Origin of the sequence: Bradyrhizobium sp. Ghvi (assembly GCF_900115265.1) — a bacterium.
Taxonomy (GTDB): Bacteria; Pseudomonadota; Alphaproteobacteria; order Rhizobiales; family Xanthobacteraceae; genus Bradyrhizobium.
On record NZ_FOVU01000007.1, the window covers coordinates 17,143 to 34,091 of the forward strand.

Here is a 16,949-nt window from a genome sequence, read left to right on the forward strand (position 1 = left end):
GTTCCGTTCCTCTCAAATGTTCAGCCGGATCTGGCGGTCGCCGCCTGTGTCCTCAATCGCGGCCGCCTGCCGCGTCAGCTCGGTCCAATCGGCGATCAATGCGTTGTAGGCCGTGGCCTCCTTGGCATCCTTCCGCTTGTTGGCGCTGATGTCGTACAGGCAGTAGGCGAGGTCCTTCACCGCCTCGGCAATTGCTTCGATCTTCTTCAAAACAACAGCGGTCTTGTGGGAAAGGCCGTCCTTTTCATGCTGTCGGACAAGATGCTGAAGACACTCCCACACCGTCAGGTGGCGGTCTTCTTCGGGGTCCCAATCGTCATCCAACTCGTCCCGCGAAAGGATGCGGACCTTTCCGGCCGAGCTTTCCACGATCCCGGCATGTTTGACGCTGTCGACTGCGATGCCCCGCGCACGGGCCAAGTTGTCGGCAACACCATAATCGCCCTTGCCACTACCGAACTGCTCGAACCAAGTGATCGCGAAGCGAGTGTCAGCATCGAATTCGCCCTGAATGCCGCCCAGATATTCGTCCAGTTCCTTGTTGATGAGCTGGAGCGCGGTTTTCACACTCATCGGGCTGTCGTCGGCTTCGAGCACGGCCTTGTAGCGTGAAAACACACCCATTCCAGGACCGATCGCTGACTGAGGCATATCGGCGGGAGCGATATTGGCGGCCTGAAGCTCGGCGATGGCCGGCGGCAACTCACGTTTAAGGGCGCGGATGAACTCGGCGCGAGTAATACCTTCGGCCGTGGCTTCCTTTTTCCGGCAAACAAGGACGACAGAGTTGGCGAGAGCGTTAGTGCCAGAGGCAATCATCCGACTCGCCATCTCCGTGCGGATCGGCCATGTGCCGACAACGGCATATCCGGCATCGATCACTGCTTGCAGGAACGTCGCCCAACCAGTCGAACTGATCCCGTCCTGCGCGACTTCGCTTTGCTTGAAGGCATAATAGATCGTCGCAGGAAACTGATCAGATGATTGAGTCGCCATATTGGTGAGAGCCCGCCTCATTCCATCAAGGAAAAACGCCTCTGCTGCTTCTTTCCCGCCATGCCGATACGGCGTCGCGATCAACTCCTCAGTTTTTGGGGTTGCCAGCACTCCAAAGGCATCTGGATAAACTGTACGGACAATCGGCTTGAGCCAACAGAAGAAGAAGTCTGATAGATCCGCATAACCTATGTTGTCGTAGTATGGAGGGTCGCTCGAAACCACCGCGCCGCTCGGCAGATCCACGGTTTGTGCATCATGCTGAATGATGAACCCTTCGGACGCCCGCTGCGGGAAGTACTGGATAGGTGTTACGAGGGTTTTCAGAACCGTCTCCAGCGCGCCGACGGATGAACTGAAGAAATTCACTTCAGCAAAATCCCATGTCATCGGAAGCGCCTGCCGCCCAAAGGTTACACGCACTGTCGCCACCCGCGCGGATCGTCCTGAGGCGGACTTGTTGGAGGTCGGACCTGCATCCCAAGTGCAAAGAGTCGAACCTTTGTCAGCAAGCTTAGAAATCAGAAAAGATAGATATATACTGACGGCCTCAGAGTACGCCTTGGCCCCCCTGCCACCATCGCGCAGCGGGGTGGCGTCGGCCGAAAGGCCTGCGGCTAGGGCGTTATCCTCTATCTCTGACCTTGCCTCACGTACGAGATCGCTGAAAGTATTAAGTGCTACCAATTGCCGGTCGGTGAACAGATCGCCGAAGGTCGCCATTCCGTAAGCCGGTGGCGAAAACCAGCGTGGATTCTCCGGTTGGCGCTGTTCCGGCTTCCAGCTTGGCTTGGCAGAGAAAGCGATTGCCTCGTGCTCCGCCTGCGGCGCCACATAGACGCGGCCGCCCTTGCCCTCCGCCACGATCGCGATCAACGCTTGGCCCATCTTCCCAGATTTGCCAGCCGAAGTTATGTGCTCGGCCGTGATCGCCGTATCCGACATCAAGCAGCGGAAATTCGCGCCGCGACCTGCCTTCGTCCCATCTTTGGCGGCAGCAATTTCGTCGTTCGTCCCACCATTCCTGATTCGGTAAGAGATGGTCTTAGCCTGCTTGTCGACGATTGGCTCCACCCATGCCTCTCTCCCTTTCATGGGAGTGAGTAAGAAACTAGATGCTATCGGCACCTGCACGTTCGAGAATGCGGGGTCAGGGCTGGGCACTGTCCGCGCCCAAATCCACGCGACCACTGTCGCTTTGCCGCCCCCATATTCCTTCGGCAGGTCTACCTGTGGGTAGAGATGCCCGATGCGTTCCCAAGCCTTCTCGCGCATCCACTCGCCATAGTATTTGACGTCCTCGGCCAGCCCCTCGGCATCGCGGTAGAAGTGACGTTGTTTAGCGCCTTCATGGATCGGCTTCATATCCTTAAACTTCGGCGGGATCTCGATCATCGCCTTGCCGACCATCACCGCGACCGGGTTCAGATCTGACCCGTAGGCGGGCAGACCGAGGCGTTGCGCCTCAAGCGGGATCGAACCCCCACCTGAGAAGGGATCGTAGATCGGTGGCAGGCTTCCGCCACAGCTCTTGCGGATTTCCGTCCGAGCGCGCTCCAGCACTTCCTCGTTGGTCGAATTCTCCCACTTCACTAGGTCCTCGATAATCCCGAACAGACGCTTGCGCTCACCCTCCTGTGCTTCGTGCGTCGGGAACGTCTTGAGATCGCTCGATGGATCGTCCACGAGTTGGGCGAACAGTACCGCGCGGCACGCCGCCAGCGGCCGCCTCGCCCACCACAGATGCAGCGTGGACGGATGCCCATAACGGATAGACTTCTCACGCGCCGAGGCCGCATTAATCGCTTCAAGAGGGATGGCGACCTCGATAAGCTTCTTCTTTGGGTTATTCGCCGAGGTCATAAACAAGCCTGTATGTTGCGGGATGAATGGTGATCTCGCCGCCGTCGCGGAGCGCGCGCAGGCGAACGCCAGTCATCTCGACGGGCTCACCATCTGGGTTGACGAGAACGAACGAGTAGACGTCGGGCTTTTGGTCGAGCAGACCCCAGACATCAGCTTCGATCTGGAGCGGCTCGTGCTCCAGACAATGTTCCTTCGGATAGTAGTGGCGCAGGACCTCGCCAACCGACGATCGCCGCTCCCAAGGAAACCTCGCTCCGTTGGCGCGACATATCCAGCTTCCGTCAGAGTGAAAGAATCGATCCTCGCCGTCGACCTTGTAACCTTGGGTCAACGCGAAACGCGTTATCACGCTCGGCCGTGATGGCTTCGCCGGCGGCCGCTGCCGTGCCACAGGCTCTGAGCCCAGCAAAACGCCTTCCTGGTCTTCCGGAGTCTGGTTCGGCTCCGCTGATGCCGCGGATCCATGATTCTCGGTTACGTGCGGCTCCTCCGCGATAACGGCGTCGCCAATCGGCGCAGCATCTTCACCGGCGACCCCGGAGCAGACGCCGGCTACATTCTCATCCACCGGCTCGGTTACGGGTCGCATCTCAACAACCGGTACGATCGCTTGCCGCTCGGAGCCGAGTGTAAAGTTCTCTTCGAGATACTCCTTGATGTCGTCGGGCGACCGCTCAAACGCATAGGCCAGCGCGGCCCGAATATCCACGTTCAGACTCCTTCCAATCTCCTCCGGCACGCGCTTGGCTAACTTGGCTTTCGTCAACGGGCTGACGAATAGCTTTCGGTCGAGCCACAGGATGTCCGCGAGCCGCGCCGTGCCAGCGGGCACACCGTCGAGATAGGGCAGGACCTCCAGCTTGGTCGCTGTAACCCAAGCTGTCGCCGCAATTGCTGCCGCAAGCTCGCGCACACGCTCGGTTTCGGCTAGGTCGAGCAACTCGATTCGCGCGAGATGCGTTCCGAACGCCGTCAGCCAGGCGCGCTGGTCTTCTGGGCCCGCGAGCAACGACGCCTGGTTGAACCTTTCTTCGACGAGATCCGACAGCGCCGGAAGCGCCGAGAACGGCGGCCCCTGCACGGTCTCCGCCGGCAGCCGCTGAAGGTCGGCGGTCTTACGCTTGACCCAGTCGTGTAGGTGGCCCCACCGGAATAGGGTCTGCATGCTTAGCCCGTGTGCGAGCATGTCGATTGGGACCCATTCGCCGAGCAGATTCACCCAATGGCCGCACTCTTCCCAGATGCGAGTTGGGTATCGCACCAGCAGCGAGCGGACCCGGCGAGCGTCATCGGTCGACAACGCTTTTCCCGAGGCCAGCGTGTCAAGCCATTGAAGCGCCAGGTCAGCGGAGGGCCTTTCGGCGACCCCGATGCGCCGCCACAGACTAAGATCGAGCACAGACAGCCGGATGACTGCCGCGCCGGGAACGTCTTCCTCATCACCGGCTAGGAAGACGCCGCCCGACGTCACCCAAGCTCCGTCTTGAGCGAGTATCAGCTTCTCGGTCTTGAAGACGTTTTTGATGTTCAGGGCGTCGGCGGTCGAGCAACCATCGAGCATTTGGTCGAGGCGGCGATACCACTTCTCGACTTCATGCACCGGGGCTTTGTCCGATTTCGCCAGCGCGCGCAGCCGATCGAGCAGGCGTCCGGAGCCGGTCGGCGTCCTGCGAACGCCAAGCAGGTCGAGCAGCGGGCGCGTCGTTTCCCGATCGAGCAGCCCATGCACGAAAGGCTCGACGTCGATCAACGCCTCGGTTTCGGGCGTCCTGCGTACCAGGTCCGCTGGAATCTGGATCATGTTGCGCGTGTCAGGCAGGCAGGGCTTCGCCCGCAGCTTCAGCAGCCAATCCACCAGCAGCGACTCTGAGGTGAGCGATCGTGTCGATCCCGTGGTCGCCACCTGCGACAGGCGGGCGCTCGAAGTACGCGACCAATAGGTGTCGCGCTGTTCCAGAACCTTTCCGGCGACCTTGGCCCAGACGCCAGGATCGCTCTTCGACAGCACCTCCCAGTGCTTCCAATAGTCGGCAGCGAAATCCCAATCTTCGATCACGAACTCGTTCGTGACATAGGGATAGTAGAGATCACCACGCAGCCCGCGCGCCTGCACTTCCGTCGTGAGTTGCTGTCGCCCATAGATTCGACGGCTCTTCTGAACTAGCGGCGCAAACGTCAGCAGACGGGCCCGGCCGGAGGCAACCCACCGAAGCCAGTCCTCCCGCGAGCAGGATTTGAAGGTTGCCACATAGTCGGCGTGCAGAAGCTGTGTCTTCTGGATAGCCTCCGGCAGTAACTCTTCCAGGGCGCCGTTCTCGTCAAACAAGACGTTATTGGCGACGGTCCGGAGCTTTAGATCTGTGCAAGCATAGCGGAAGGAGGCGCCGACGGTGACGCCGAGCTTGGCCGCGATCTGGGCAAGCTGGACGCACTCGGCCAGCTTCGCTTGGCCCGAGCTGAAATAGTCAGCGGCGACCCTCTCGATCACGGCATTGACGTCGCTCGTGTCATCGAGACCGATCTTCTTCAGCACCGCGAAAGCGCCCTGCGCGGGGTCTCCTCGGCCATCGCCGTCGGCCTTGTCGCGGCGCTGCTCGGCGAGGAAACGGGTCCAGTTCTGATTGAGGACGATCAGATGGCTGGCGAGAAACTCCCAATCCTCCTCCGACTGGAGGAGCTTCTTCTCACCGAGCCTAACGATTTCCGACGCCGCATAGAGTACCTCCTTGCCTTGGACGGGCACGATCCGCAGCCGGTCGGGATCGTGGCATTGCCAGCTCGTCACCTCGGGCGCGATGTAGGACCATAGGTTCAGCAGATGCCGCCAGGTCGTCGGCCGTGGGAGATGATTGCCCCGCAGCTGCTGAAGCAGGTCAGCTTTCGAGAATTCCTCGACCAGGCCCCAGCGGACGAGCTTAGTCCGGTCCTTGAACGACACATGCTGACACAACGCCGGCCGTGATTTGGCGTCGAGCAAGGCCATCGCCTGATCGGCCGGCCAGATGTCGAAGATCGGCTGCGGAACAGCGACCGCGGCCTCAGCAGCGACCAGGACGCCATCCTCGGTCAAAAGGATCGGCTTATCGTCGATCGCGTCGGCAAACGCCAGCTCAACGGTCGCACCGCAGGCTCCTTCGAGCGAGGTCGCTTCACGGTCCACATCGGGAAGCAGGCCATAAGCGTCAGCTCGATCCCGCGCGCTGGTCTTGGTCTGTTCGAGCCAGTCCATCATCGCGATCGCGGCGAGTTCGCCAGCGCGTTTCAGAAGCCAGCGATTGGTCGGCGAGGTCTCCGGGTCCTTGATCTTGAGACGCGCCGGATCCTGGATGAATGGGGCGTTGCAGGCGAAGGGAAGCGCCGTTTCGACTCCAGTAGGCAGCACAACGTAAAGCCTGCCTTTCGCCCCCAACACGATCTCGACCCGACAGGGTGGAAAATCGCCGCCGTCTTCGGCCCCGAGCATTCGTTCCTTGCGGATTTCATCAAGCGCGTCAGCCGGAAATGCCTCCTCGGCGGACCGCACCAGCAGGAAGTGGTCGTTCGCTTTCTTATCCAAAGCCATCCATTCGCTCTCAGCGATGGGGCCGGGGCCGAGGCTTTGCCAATGCACCTCGCTGTCACCGATCCGAAGGCGGCGAATCTTCTTGAAGAAGAGCAGCGACACCGGGCTCTTCAACCATTCGTCGAGGTTCCTCTCCACCTCGCGGCGGAGCAATGGGTTGGCGATGGCCACTTCGATGCGCGTGGTCCCGGACGTCAGGTGGCGGCCGTCAATCCACTGCGGCTGCGTGAATCGTGCGCGATCGAAGGCGACGGCCAGGGTTGGCGTGAAAAGCTCGACTCGATCGCCCAAGCTGAACGTGCTCTTAAACCCAATACCCCGAAACCCGATCGTGTGGAGCGCACGTTTATTGGAATAGCCGAAGCGGCAGATCGACGCGAAATGCGCCTCGATGAAGTCTTCACCGTTGTGCTCGAATACGAAGCGATCGTCTTCGATCGATACCCGCGCTTCGCTTGCGCCAGCGTCATCGGCATTCTGGAGCAGCTCGGAGAGAATATGCCGTGGGCTCTGCACCTGTTTGAATAGCTGGTGCCATGGTCCCGCAAGCTCCGGATCCGCCTCAAGCTGTTCCCACCGCTTGGACGCACGCTCCCTGATCGGCTGAAAATAGCCCGGTGGTGCGGCGACCGCCGCCTCTATCTGGCCGCGGGCACTCACAGCAGCAGTTCCAACGTCGACGGCGTGGCGACCAGTTCAGGTCCACGCGGTGGCGCGCTCTTGCGCCAGCCTCCCTTGACCGTCTGGATGGCGGAGATCGGCAGTCGTTGCGTGGCGGGTAGTTCATGCAGATCGCGAACGTGCCAGAACACTGCCCAATGGCCCCGATTGTCGGACGTGTATCGGCCGGTTGTAGGCGGGCGATGCGTCATGCCCATCGAATGCTTTCCATTGCTGCTTTCCTCACAGCCGACATACCAACCTACCCAGGACACGATGAGACTGTCCTTCGCCGGCAGGTCTTCATGCGAGGGATAGATCAGGACCGGAACGGGCGCCCCGCCGCGCAATTCGTCAACCTTTCGAAACAGCTCCCATTTGCGCGAGCCGAACGCGATGAAGCCCGCATTGCTGGCGATCTCAGCCCCCGATAGAAGGTGCTCCAGCGGCACGGGCGCGAGGATCGAGTAGTCCTGAATGTCGGTCATGTGGCCCCCTCTGCCGGCTCCCGCGCGCGCTCCAAGAGGCGCGGGAGGTCGAACTGAATCGCCGTTTCGAGAAAGCCCGGCTCCCGCTCCACGAGTGGGCCGTGCACATAGCGCGGCGCATGGGCAAAGCCGTCGGTAACGGAGACGATCGCGAGGATGAATTTTTCTGGCTCGTGCAGCGAAGTGATGACTTCCTGCCGCGTGATCATGACAGAGTCAGCCCCGTCGATCCGGCCCTTGACCTCGATGAAACGCAGATGCCCCGATTTCGGATCATGCGAGGCAATGTCGTAGCCGATCTTCTGCGCGGAAACGTCGACCGGAGCGTGCCCCAGAGCGCGCTCCGCGGCCATGACCGCCTGCATCGCGGCAAGCTCGATCTTCCTGCGGGCGACCGGATCTGCCGCGAATTGGTTCGGGGCCCGATGCGCCTTGCACACGTCGAGAAGGCCTCGCGGGATTACTATCATGCCGCCTCGCACGCGTGGCGGCTGCGATGAGATGAAACGCTCCTGCTGAAGCTGATCCATCCGGCGCTTCTGGCGTTCCGCCAGCTCCTCGGCGCGACGCTGTGCGTTCTGCCAGTTGAGGCGCGTCTTCTTGCCGGCCTTCTCCTCTTCCTTTAGCTCGAAGGCACGCGAATCCCAGTAGTTGATCTCCTTCTTGAGCCGGCCGCGCACCTCCTGCTCGACCTTTTCGATCTCGGGCAGGCGACGGGCCTTAACTTCGGCGACATGCCCCTGGGCCATTTCCACCGTGGCGAACCGGATGGCTGTCTTCTCTAATTCGCTCGTTAGCCAAGCCTCGCCAAGCTGGTCCCGCACACTTCCGACTTCTTCGGCCGTGGCCGGTCGAAGATTGAGGTGAGGGGCGATTCCGGCATTGACGGCCCCGCCTTTCTTATTGATCGCAGCGAATTGGAGGCGCTGTGAGATCACATGTGGCTTGCCCGCGCTCGTTGTGCGACCGTCCTGGACCGTATGTTCAAGTAAGAAGATCGCGGTGATCGCGTCGCCTGGATCGGTCTCGTCTACCAAAATCGCGCCCTGGCGCATGATCTGATCATATTGCTCCCGGATGAGGCTGATCACGGCCTCGAGCAGTGGGTGACCGGGACAGATGAAGGCCGCGACCGGCTGCAGATTGATGTGGCTCTTTTCGAAGCAGATCCTCTCATATTGCTTCTGGATCGGCGCGCCGGTACCGATCTGGCGGTCGCGCTCGCGAATTCGCACAGGAACGTGGGTGATCTCCCAGCGTCCTTCCTCGCGGCGCGTGAGGCGACCGCCGAGGTGCTGGAACGCCTCGACGAAGAAGCTCTGGATGTGATGCGGCTGAAGGCGCTGCGCTTCAGCTCGCTCCATCTCTAGCCGCAACTCGTCGACCTTGGCCGCGGGCATCGTGTCGTTGGTCAAAGCACGACGGCGAAGCAACTCCAGGAGATGTGATTGATCGACCGCTCCATCGACCTGGCGGAAAAGGTACGCTTTGACATCCTCGCGCTCGCCATATTGGATCGCTTGGAAAAGCAGGTCCTTAAGTGAGGTACCCTCAAACAGCTCGCCGAGTACGTCGTAAACGCGACCGCCCAGGGCCTCTCGCGCGGCTTCCAGCTTTTCCAGAAGACGGGCATAGACCTCGCCCTCGCGTGTATCGGCCGCCACCAGATTCCAGAGATGGCAAACCTCGGTCTGCCCGATACGATGGATGCGGCCGAATCGCTGCTCGATCTTATTCGGATTCCACGGCAAATCGTAGTTGACCATCAGATGCCCGCGCTGAAGGTTGACACCTTCGCCGGCAGCGTCATTGGCGATCAGTACCAGCAGGTCTCTGTCCTGCATGAACCGTTCGATCACCTTGCGGCGCTCCTCGCGCGACACGCCGCCGTGAATCACTTCGACAGCCTCGGGATTTCCGAGGCGTGCCCGCACCTTGTCGAGTAGATAGTGGAGTGTGTCCTTGGGCTCGGTGAAGATGATCAGCTTGCGGCGATTGCCCGCGGCGTCGATCATGAGCTCGTCGTCGAGAATGCGGTTGAGCTGTGTCCACTTTGTATCGACACCGGAGCGCAGCACGCCCAAGGCTTTAGACTCCAGATCCTTCAGCGTCTCGACTTCCAACGCGAGCTGTTCAATCGTCTCTGCTGTGGTCGCGCCGGTCGAAATCAGATCCTCAAGCTCGTCGATCTCCTCCTGACCGTACTCCTCGATATTGCCCAACACGTCCGCATTTATAGACGGCTCTCCGATTCCAGTCCGCCGACCTTTTGCAGCGAGACGCGCTTCACCCAGCTCTGTATCCAGCCGCTCGCGGCGGCGCTTCAGTGACTGGTAAATCGCGGCCGGCGACGAGGCGAGGCGTCGTTGGAGAATCTGCAGAGCGAAGCCGACGTTGTTGCGCTTCTTGCCATCGCCTTCGGCGAAACGCTGCACGCGATTCATCTCCGTGCGGACATATTCGGTGACAGCCGCGTAGAGGGCGGCCTCGCCCTGCGAGAGCTGGTATTTGACGGTGCGCGCCCGACGCGGAGGAAAAAGCGGTCGGCCGTCGAACTTGAGCAGCTCCTCCTTTGTCAGCCTTCTCATCATGTCTTCCGTGTCGGCATAGTGAACGCCGTCGCGGAACCGACCCTCGAAGCGATCACCGTCAAGCAGCGCCATGAAGAGCTGGAAGTCCTCTTCCTTTCCATTATGCGGCGTGGCCGACATGAGCAGTAGATGTCGGCAGACCTGTCCGAGCTTCTGCCCAACCTGATAGCGGCGCGTATATTTGACCTCACCACCGAAATAGGTCGCCGACATGCGGTGAGCTTCATCGCAGATGATGAGATCCCATTCGCGGGCGCTCATGAGCTTTTCCTGCAATTCCTCGTTGCGCGCCAATACGTCAAGCCGGACGATCAACCGGTCACGATCACTGAACGGATTGCCTGACCGCGATGTTTCGATCATGTCGCGAGTGAGGATGTCGAATTCCAAATTGAACTTCTGGCCGAGCTCGTCCTGCCACTGCTCGACGAGGCTGCCCGGCGCAACGACGAGACAACGTTCCAAGTCACTTCGGGCAGTCAGCTCCTTGATTAAAAGCCCGGCCATGATCGTCTTGCCGGCACCGGGGTCGTCCGCAAGCAAGAAGCGCAGCGGCTGTCGCGGAAGCATTTCGCCGTAGACCGCGGATATCTGGTGCGGCAGCGGATCGACTAGGCTGGTATGGATGGCGAGGTAGGGGTCGAAATAGTGCGCCAGCTTGATGCGATTGGCCTCCGTCACCAATCGCAAAAGCTCACCATCGGCGTCGAACGTCCAGGGCCGGCCGCTCTGCTCAATCTCGAGCCGATGCTCGTCGTCCCGGTAGAGAACTGCCTCTGCGACCGTTCCATTATGATCGCGGTAGACGACATTGATCGCCTGGTCGCCGATCCAATCGATCGAAACGATGTGTACCGGCTGCGCGGACGCGATGCCGCGAACCGACGCGCCGTTCTTTACGTCTTCAAGTCTTGCCCCCATCAGCTGACGCTTCCCCCAAATATCTTCACAGCTGAAGCTCCGCTTTTTCTAGCGCGGCCTCAGTCTCTTTGCGGTTTATCGTCACGATATGCTGCGTGCGAGCGCTTTGCTTTGCTGCATCGCCGAGCAAGCCAAGTCGTTTAAGAACATAGAATAGCATGGCGTAACGGACCGAGAGGATGCTGTTGCCGTGGTCCAAACCGTAGTCCTTGGCGACGACCCTCTTCTGGCCCTCGGTTAGATCTGGGTGCGGGCCGATGACGACGTCGAAGTAGTTGTTCCAGAGCCAGTCCTGCTCACCGGTCGCCCCAGCGGGACCCTTCTCGCCAACCTCCAAGATGCGTGGGAGCAGAAAATCCTTGAACTTGTGATCGACATGGCAATAGGCCCGGACATGCCAGCGGAGACCGTCATAGCCAAAGGCGTGCGGCGTGATCCTGCGCCAGATCGGGTCCGGACGCACCTTGTTCATTGACTGGTAAAAAACCTCCACGGAGACGCCTTCGCGCGCGGCGTCGAGAATCTTCCGCAAGACCGTAATGTCGATATCTCGCTTGGGGGTCAGCGCGACATCGGCTCTGGGAAGCGCCGCGATGAAGGAATCCCGGGAAGGAACGGTGCCTTCGGCAACGGCGCGGAGCTGCGCGAGATAGACGTAGGGGTCAGGATCCAGAAAGCGCAGCACGAACTTATCGGCGGCGACATAGCGCTTGACGCGGGTGTCATACTCTACGTTCCCAGGCGCGCGTTCTTGGTAGAGCGTCAGGTCTTTCGAGGCTTGCGGAACCGATACGCCAAAAAATTCCACTATGTCGGCGCGATTGATCGAGCCCTCCCAAAAGAGGCGAAACTCAATAAATTCAAGCCGTTGCTCGACACCCCAATGCACTCTTGCCACCTCATTAGTACATTAAGTATACTGACCTAATCGTAAATCAGTATAAAAACTATCTGGACACATATGAGTGTCCGTGTAATTATTATTCCCATCAAGGCTGCCCGTCAATGGTGGCGAGCGGTCGTTCCATTTGAGCGTAGAGGCCGGCTACGCAACAAAAATATCTAGGAGAACCGCGGTGACTGCCACCTTGACCTTTCACCCGCTCGGCAATGCCGATTGCACCCGCTTCGACCTCGCTGACGGCAAAAAGCTGCTCATCGACTACGCCGACATGAAGAACCGCGACGATCCATGGGATCGGCGCATTGACCTGCCGGCCGAGCTGAAGGCCGACCTGCGGGCGGCAAAGCGCAACGACTACAACGTCGTCTGTTACACACATCTCGATGACGATCATTGCCGCGGGTCGAGCGAGTTCTTCTGGTTCGACCATGCAGCGAAGTACCAGAGCAACGACCGCGTGAAGATTCAGGAACTTTGGGTTCCGGCGGCCGCGATTCTCGAAGACGGCTTGGACGACTGCGCCCGCGTGATCCGTCAGGAAGCGCGCCACCGCCTCAAGAAAGGCTTGGGCATCCGGGTCTTCTCCCGGCCGGCCAAGCTGAAGGCGTGGCTCGAGGCCAACGGCCTGACGCTGGAATCCCGCGCGCACCTCATCACCGATGCCGGCCAGTTCGTGCCCGGCTTCTCGCTCTTCGGAACGGAGCGGGTGCAGTTCTTCATTCACAGCCCCTTCGGCTGGCGGCAGAACGACAACGAGGTCGTCGATCGCAACCAGGACAGCGTCGTGTTTCAGGCGACTTTTCTCGAAGGCAGCCGCCAGACCCACGCGCTCTTCATGTCCGACATCGACCACGAGTCGATCGAGCAGATCGTGAAGACCAGCAAGCGGCATAAGAACGAGGACCGCTTGCTGTGGGACATCTTCAAGGTCCCGCACCACTGCTCCTACACTGCCATCGGCCCCGAGAAGGGCGTCGACGAGACCAAGCCGACCGACGAGGTCAAGTGGCTGTGCGAGACGCAGGGTCAGGAACGCCACACCATGATGTCCACCAGCAAGTCGATGCCGATCAAGGGCAGCGACGAGGACAAGGACGTCCAGCCGCCGCACCGGCAGGCCAGCGCCTACTACAAGCGGGTCGCCAACGCCAAGGACGGGCAGTTCAAGGTGACGATGGACCTGCCGTCCGCCCACAAGCCGAAGCCGACCAAGATCGAGATCACCGATCGCGGCGCGCGGCTGTTGACGGTGTCAGCCACCGTCGGCACGGCCAGCATCGTGTCGACCCCGGCGCGCGCGGGGTAGCATGGGACTTCACGGCTGGTGGTCCGAGTTCGGGCAGACGGTTGAAGCGGTGGGCGACCTTGTTTCCGTGCCGGCGCGGGAACTGGCCGCCGCCATAGGCGGCGGCATTCCGGGCGTCACCGTAAGCGGCTTCAAGGAATGCGCGACGACCGGCCACACCGCCGTCGGTCTTGAGGTCGAGGTCGAGCGGCCGCAGGACCTCGCGCATCCCATCCGCGCAATCGAACCAGTCGCGGTAGTGTTCACCGCGCAGGGGGGCCAACCGCGCGTTCTCGCGCTGCGCGACGACTTTCCCGACACCCCGCACCAGAACTGGACGCCCCAGGGCGCACCCTGTTCCCTCTGCATCGACGACCGGCCTTGGTCGGAGGCGAAGCTCACCTTCCGGCCTGCCGACCTAGTCCGGCGGATTCAGTTCTGGCTCGCCAAAGCCGCGCGCGGCGAGCTGCACGACACCGCGCAGCCGCCCGACCCGCTCTTCTTCATCTCGCAGCTTGCCATGATCGTTCCGCGCACGGCCTTGCTGCCGGCCGCGGAACCCGTCGAGCTCATCGGCTTCGTGCGACAGGATAATCCGGCCCTCATCATCACCCGCGTCGTCGCCGACACGGACCCGCGCCGCAGCGGCCTGCCGCGGATCGTGGTGGTAGCACTCCGTGCACAGCCGCAGTCGATGACGCGCTTGCGGCACGCGCCGGTGACCCTGGCTGCGCTCGATGCCGAACTGCAACAAGCCGGCATCTGTCTCGACGATGAAATCAGAACACGCCTGAAGGCCTGGGCGGGCATCGCCAACGACAGCGTTCGCCGTCTTTCTTCGCGGATCGCCATCGTCGTCACGTTTCCCGTCACCGCTCCGGACAGCACGATCACCGACGACGTCCGCGCCTTCATATCCTTCGAGACGGCTGGCCAGATCGGCGTCAAATGGGGACTGCTGGCGAATTCCAAGGCCGCCGGTGTTGCCGGCGCCGATAACGTCTTCGTCCGCGCCGTGCCCGAAGGCACGCCCAGCACGGATGACATCAAGATCGAACCGGCGCAGGTGCATCTCGCCTTCGACCGCGAACTTGCCGCCACGGTGGCTGGTCAGGAAACGCCTGACCGGCGCCGTGCAGTCCTGGTTGGAGGCGGCGCGCTCGGCTCGCAGATTGGCGTTAACTTGGCGCGCGAGGGTCGTTTTTCATGGACCGTCGTCGACAACGACCATTTGCTTCCGCACAACATGGCGCGCCACGCGTTGCTGGCCGATGAAATCGGGGCTCCCAAGGCTTTGGCGCTCGCGCGGCAAATGGGATGGCTCCTCAATGAATCTTTCACCGCCATGGCGGGCGACGTCACCAAGCCCGACGCGGAATTGGTCAAGGAATTGGCCGAGGCGGAGGTCATCATCGACGCCTCCGCTTCCGTCGCCGTATCGCGGTATCTCGCCGATCTGGAGAACGCCAGCGGGCGGCGGCTTTGCGTCTTCTTCAATCCGGCGGGGACCGCCGTGGTGCTTCTCGCTGAGAGCACCGACCGCTCGATCACCCTGCCGGACCTGGAAGCGCAATACCACCGCCTTGTTCAGACGGACCCGGTACTTGACGACCACCTCCGGGCCGAACCCGGTGTTCGCTACAGCGGCTCGTGCCGTGCACTGACCAACCGTATCCCCGCCACCAACGCAGCGCTGCTCTCCGCCTTGGGCGCCCGCGGGCTTGTCGAAGCGCTCAAGAGCGACCAGGCCGCCGTGCGTATCTGGAAGGTCGCCGATACCGGCGCCGTCCAGTTCATCGAGCGTCGCGGCGCCACGGCTCATCGCGCTGCCGTCGGCGATTGGACGATCATCTACGACGACGATTTCCTGGCAGAACTCGGCCGACTTCGCGACGGCCGCTTGCCGCATGAAACGGGCGGCGTACTGCTTGGCATCGCCGACATGAGCCGCAACTCCATTCATGTCGTGCACGCCTTGCCCGAGCCGGAGGACAGCCGCGGGAGCCCGGAAGGATTCGAGCGCGGCGTCGTCGGGCTTAAGGCTGCCGTAAGTCGCGCGGTCGAAAGCTCACTGCATCAACTCAGCTACGTAGGCGAATGGCATTCGCATCCGCGCAAATCGTCGCCGCTCCCAAGCGCGATCGATCTGGCGCAGATCGTCTGGCTAGGGGACGAACTCGAACACGAAGGCTTGCCCGGGCTCATGGCGATCGCCGCCGACGACGGCGCCTTCGCTTTTGTCATGCCCGGCCCAAGGTCTCACGCACCATGAGTGAAACCGCGGAACCCAAAATCGGCTTGGCGCTTTCGGGCGGCGGCGCCCGCGCAATCGCGTTTCATCTCGGTTGCCTACGCGCCCTTCACCGTCTCGGGCTTCTCGACCGCGTTGTGGTTCTATCGACGGTGTCGGGCGGCAGCGTGGTCGGTGCGTATTTCCACGCGCAGGTCAACGCAAAGGGCGACTTCGCCTCGTTCGAGGCGAACATCCGCGCCTTGCTGGCGCGGGGACTGGCCCGGCCGATGTGCCGCAAGCTGTTCAGCGTGCTTGGTATCAAGGTCGCTGTCGCATTCGCTATGATTGGCATCGTCGCGCTTGGCGTCACCTTGATCAAGATGCTGATGAAAGTCGCACGCTGGATCATACCTCGCGCGCTGGCGACGCATTTCGAGCGGTTTGAGATACGATCGCCGCTGCACCGTTTCGCGAGCCGAACGACTTTGCTTGAGGCGGTTCTCAACGACGAGCTGTTTAAGGAAGCCTCCCTCAACGACCTGCCCTCCCAGCCGCATCTCGTCATCAACGCCACGGAGCTCAGGACCGGCTCGGCTTTTCGCTTCGGCACCAAAGAGTCCGGTTCCTGGCGGTGGGGCAAGCTTCACCGCAATGACGCATCGGTCGCCCACGCGGTTGCCGCCTCGGCGGCCTATCCACTCTTTCTCCCAGCTTTCGACGAGACGCTGACCTTCGAAAAGGATGGCGCGCTCAATGCCAGCCGCATCATCCTCACCGACGGCGGCATATACGACAATCTCGGCCTCGGCTGTCTGTGGCCGGACCGCTCGCCGGACGTCAGCTTTAACGTCATTCCCGTTGACACGATCATTTGCTGCTCTGCAGGCTATGGGCTGAGGCAGGAGCCGCCGAGCCAGTTTTTGTTCGCGCGCATGCTGAGCGTATTCAGCGCGGTGTTCGATCGCGCCCAGAACGCGGCCATTCATCGGCTTCACGAGGCGCAGCGTACCAGCCAAATCAAGCGCTTCATCTTCCCTTATCTTGGGCAGCGGGACCGGCAGTTGCCGAACCCGCCCGCCGATTTGATCCGCCGCGAGGAGGCGCACGCCTATCCAACGGATTTCAACGCCATGCCGGACGAATGGATCGACCGCCTGAGCTTGCGCGGCGAGCAACTGACGTTGTGCTTGGCGCGAGCTTATCTTCCCGATCTGATCCGCGAACGAGCGGCGACCAATGCGCATTGAGATCTTTGATGTCGGACATGGCCATTGCGCCGTCGTCACTGCCCCGAATAGGCGGCGCCTGATGCCTGATTGCGGCGACCGCTAGGGCGAGCACAGATTCTGGACGTTCTCTTGGGCGATTTTCTCTAGTCCGAATATCGCCGATCGAGAACCGGTTCTGACTGCAGACGCGCGCCCTCTGGACGGTTGCAATTAA

At 61.3% G+C, this 16,949-nt stretch carries 8 protein-coding genes; 3 read left to right on the plus strand and 5 right to left on the minus strand.

Annotated elements, in window-relative coordinates:
• Window positions 1-12: 12 nt before the first annotated feature.
• The 5 genes from BM374_RS24870 to BM374_RS24890 are packed head-to-tail and all read right to left on the minus strand — an operon-like array spanning window position 13 to window position 11,973.
• Window positions 13-2,859, minus strand: a complete 2,847-nt coding sequence (locus BM374_RS24870) for a DUF1156 domain-containing protein (protein ID WP_092298108.1) — start codon at window positions 2,857-2,859, stop codon at window positions 13-15.
• Complete coding sequence (locus BM374_RS24875) at window positions 2,843-7,084, minus strand: sacsin N-terminal ATP-binding-like domain-containing protein (RefSeq protein ID WP_092298111.1); 4,242 nt, start codon at window positions 7,082-7,084, stop codon at window positions 2,843-2,845. Before BM374_RS24875 ends, BM374_RS24870 begins: the two co-directional genes overlap by 17 nt.
• On the minus strand, window positions 7,081-7,572 hold the full coding sequence (locus tag BM374_RS24880; RefSeq protein WP_092298114.1) for a hypothetical protein: 492 nt from the start codon (window positions 7,570-7,572) through the stop codon (window positions 7,081-7,083). Before BM374_RS24880 ends, BM374_RS24875 begins: the two co-directional genes overlap by 4 nt.
• The gene (locus BM374_RS24885; RefSeq protein WP_092298117.1) at window positions 7,569-11,084 is read right to left on the minus strand and encodes a DUF8742 domain-containing protein; all 3,516 of its coding nucleotides are present in this window, start codon (window positions 11,082-11,084) and stop codon (window positions 7,569-7,571) included. The genes BM374_RS24880 and BM374_RS24885 overlap by 4 nt, the downstream gene beginning before the upstream one ends.
• A 25-nt stretch (window positions 11,085-11,109) precedes the next feature.
• Entirely contained in the window at window positions 11,110-11,973 is an 864-nt protein-coding gene (locus BM374_RS24890) for a BrxR family helix-turn-helix transcriptional regulator (protein WP_092298120.1), read from the minus strand.
• Between the two features lie 187 nt (window positions 11,974-12,160).
• On the opposite strand from BM374_RS24890, the gene mblB reads away from it, so the two are divergent.
• From mblB to BM374_RS24905, 3 genes are read left to right on the plus strand one after another with little or no spacing between them, the layout of a single operon-like run.
• Window positions 12,161-13,294: an anti-phage 6A-MBL system MBL-fold protein gene (gene mblB / locus BM374_RS24895; RefSeq protein WP_092298123.1), complete on the plus strand. Its 1,134-nt coding sequence runs from the start codon at window positions 12,161-12,163 to the stop codon at window positions 13,292-13,294.
• 1 nt (window position 13,295) lies between these two features.
• Window positions 13,296-15,545 (plus strand): anti-phage 6A-MBL system cap2_3 protein, encoded by a 2,250-nt coding sequence (gene cap2-3, locus BM374_RS24900; RefSeq protein WP_092298126.1) that lies wholly within the window; start codon window positions 13,296-13,298, stop codon window positions 15,543-15,545.
• Window positions 15,542-16,753, plus strand: coding sequence for a patatin-like phospholipase family protein (locus tag BM374_RS24905; RefSeq protein WP_092298129.1), 1,212 nt, complete (start codon window positions 15,542-15,544; stop codon window positions 16,751-16,753). Before cap2-3 ends, BM374_RS24905 begins: the two co-directional genes overlap by 4 nt.
• Window positions 16,754-16,949 lie beyond the last annotated feature (196 nt).

What these genes read in the sequence shown, in the direction of transcription:
- BM374_RS24870 (WP_092298108.1), bottom strand. Translation starts at nt 2,859, where the DNA reads ATGACCTCGGCGAATAACCCAAAGAAGAAGCTTATCGAGGTCGCCATC.
- BM374_RS24880 (WP_092298114.1), bottom strand. Translation starts at nt 7,572, where the DNA reads ATGACCGACATTCAGGACTACTCGATCCTCGCGCCCGTGCCGCTGGAG.
- BM374_RS24885 (WP_092298117.1), bottom strand. Translation starts at nt 11,084, where the DNA reads ATGGGGGCAAGACTTGAAGACGTAAAGAACGGCGCGTCGGTTCGCGGC.
- cap2-3 (WP_092298126.1), top strand. Translation starts at nt 13,296, where the DNA reads ATGGGACTTCACGGCTGGTGGTCCGAGTTCGGGCAGACGGTTGAAGCG.
- BM374_RS24905 (WP_092298129.1), top strand. Translation starts at nt 15,542, where the DNA reads ATGAGTGAAACCGCGGAACCCAAAATCGGCTTGGCGCTTTCGGGCGGC.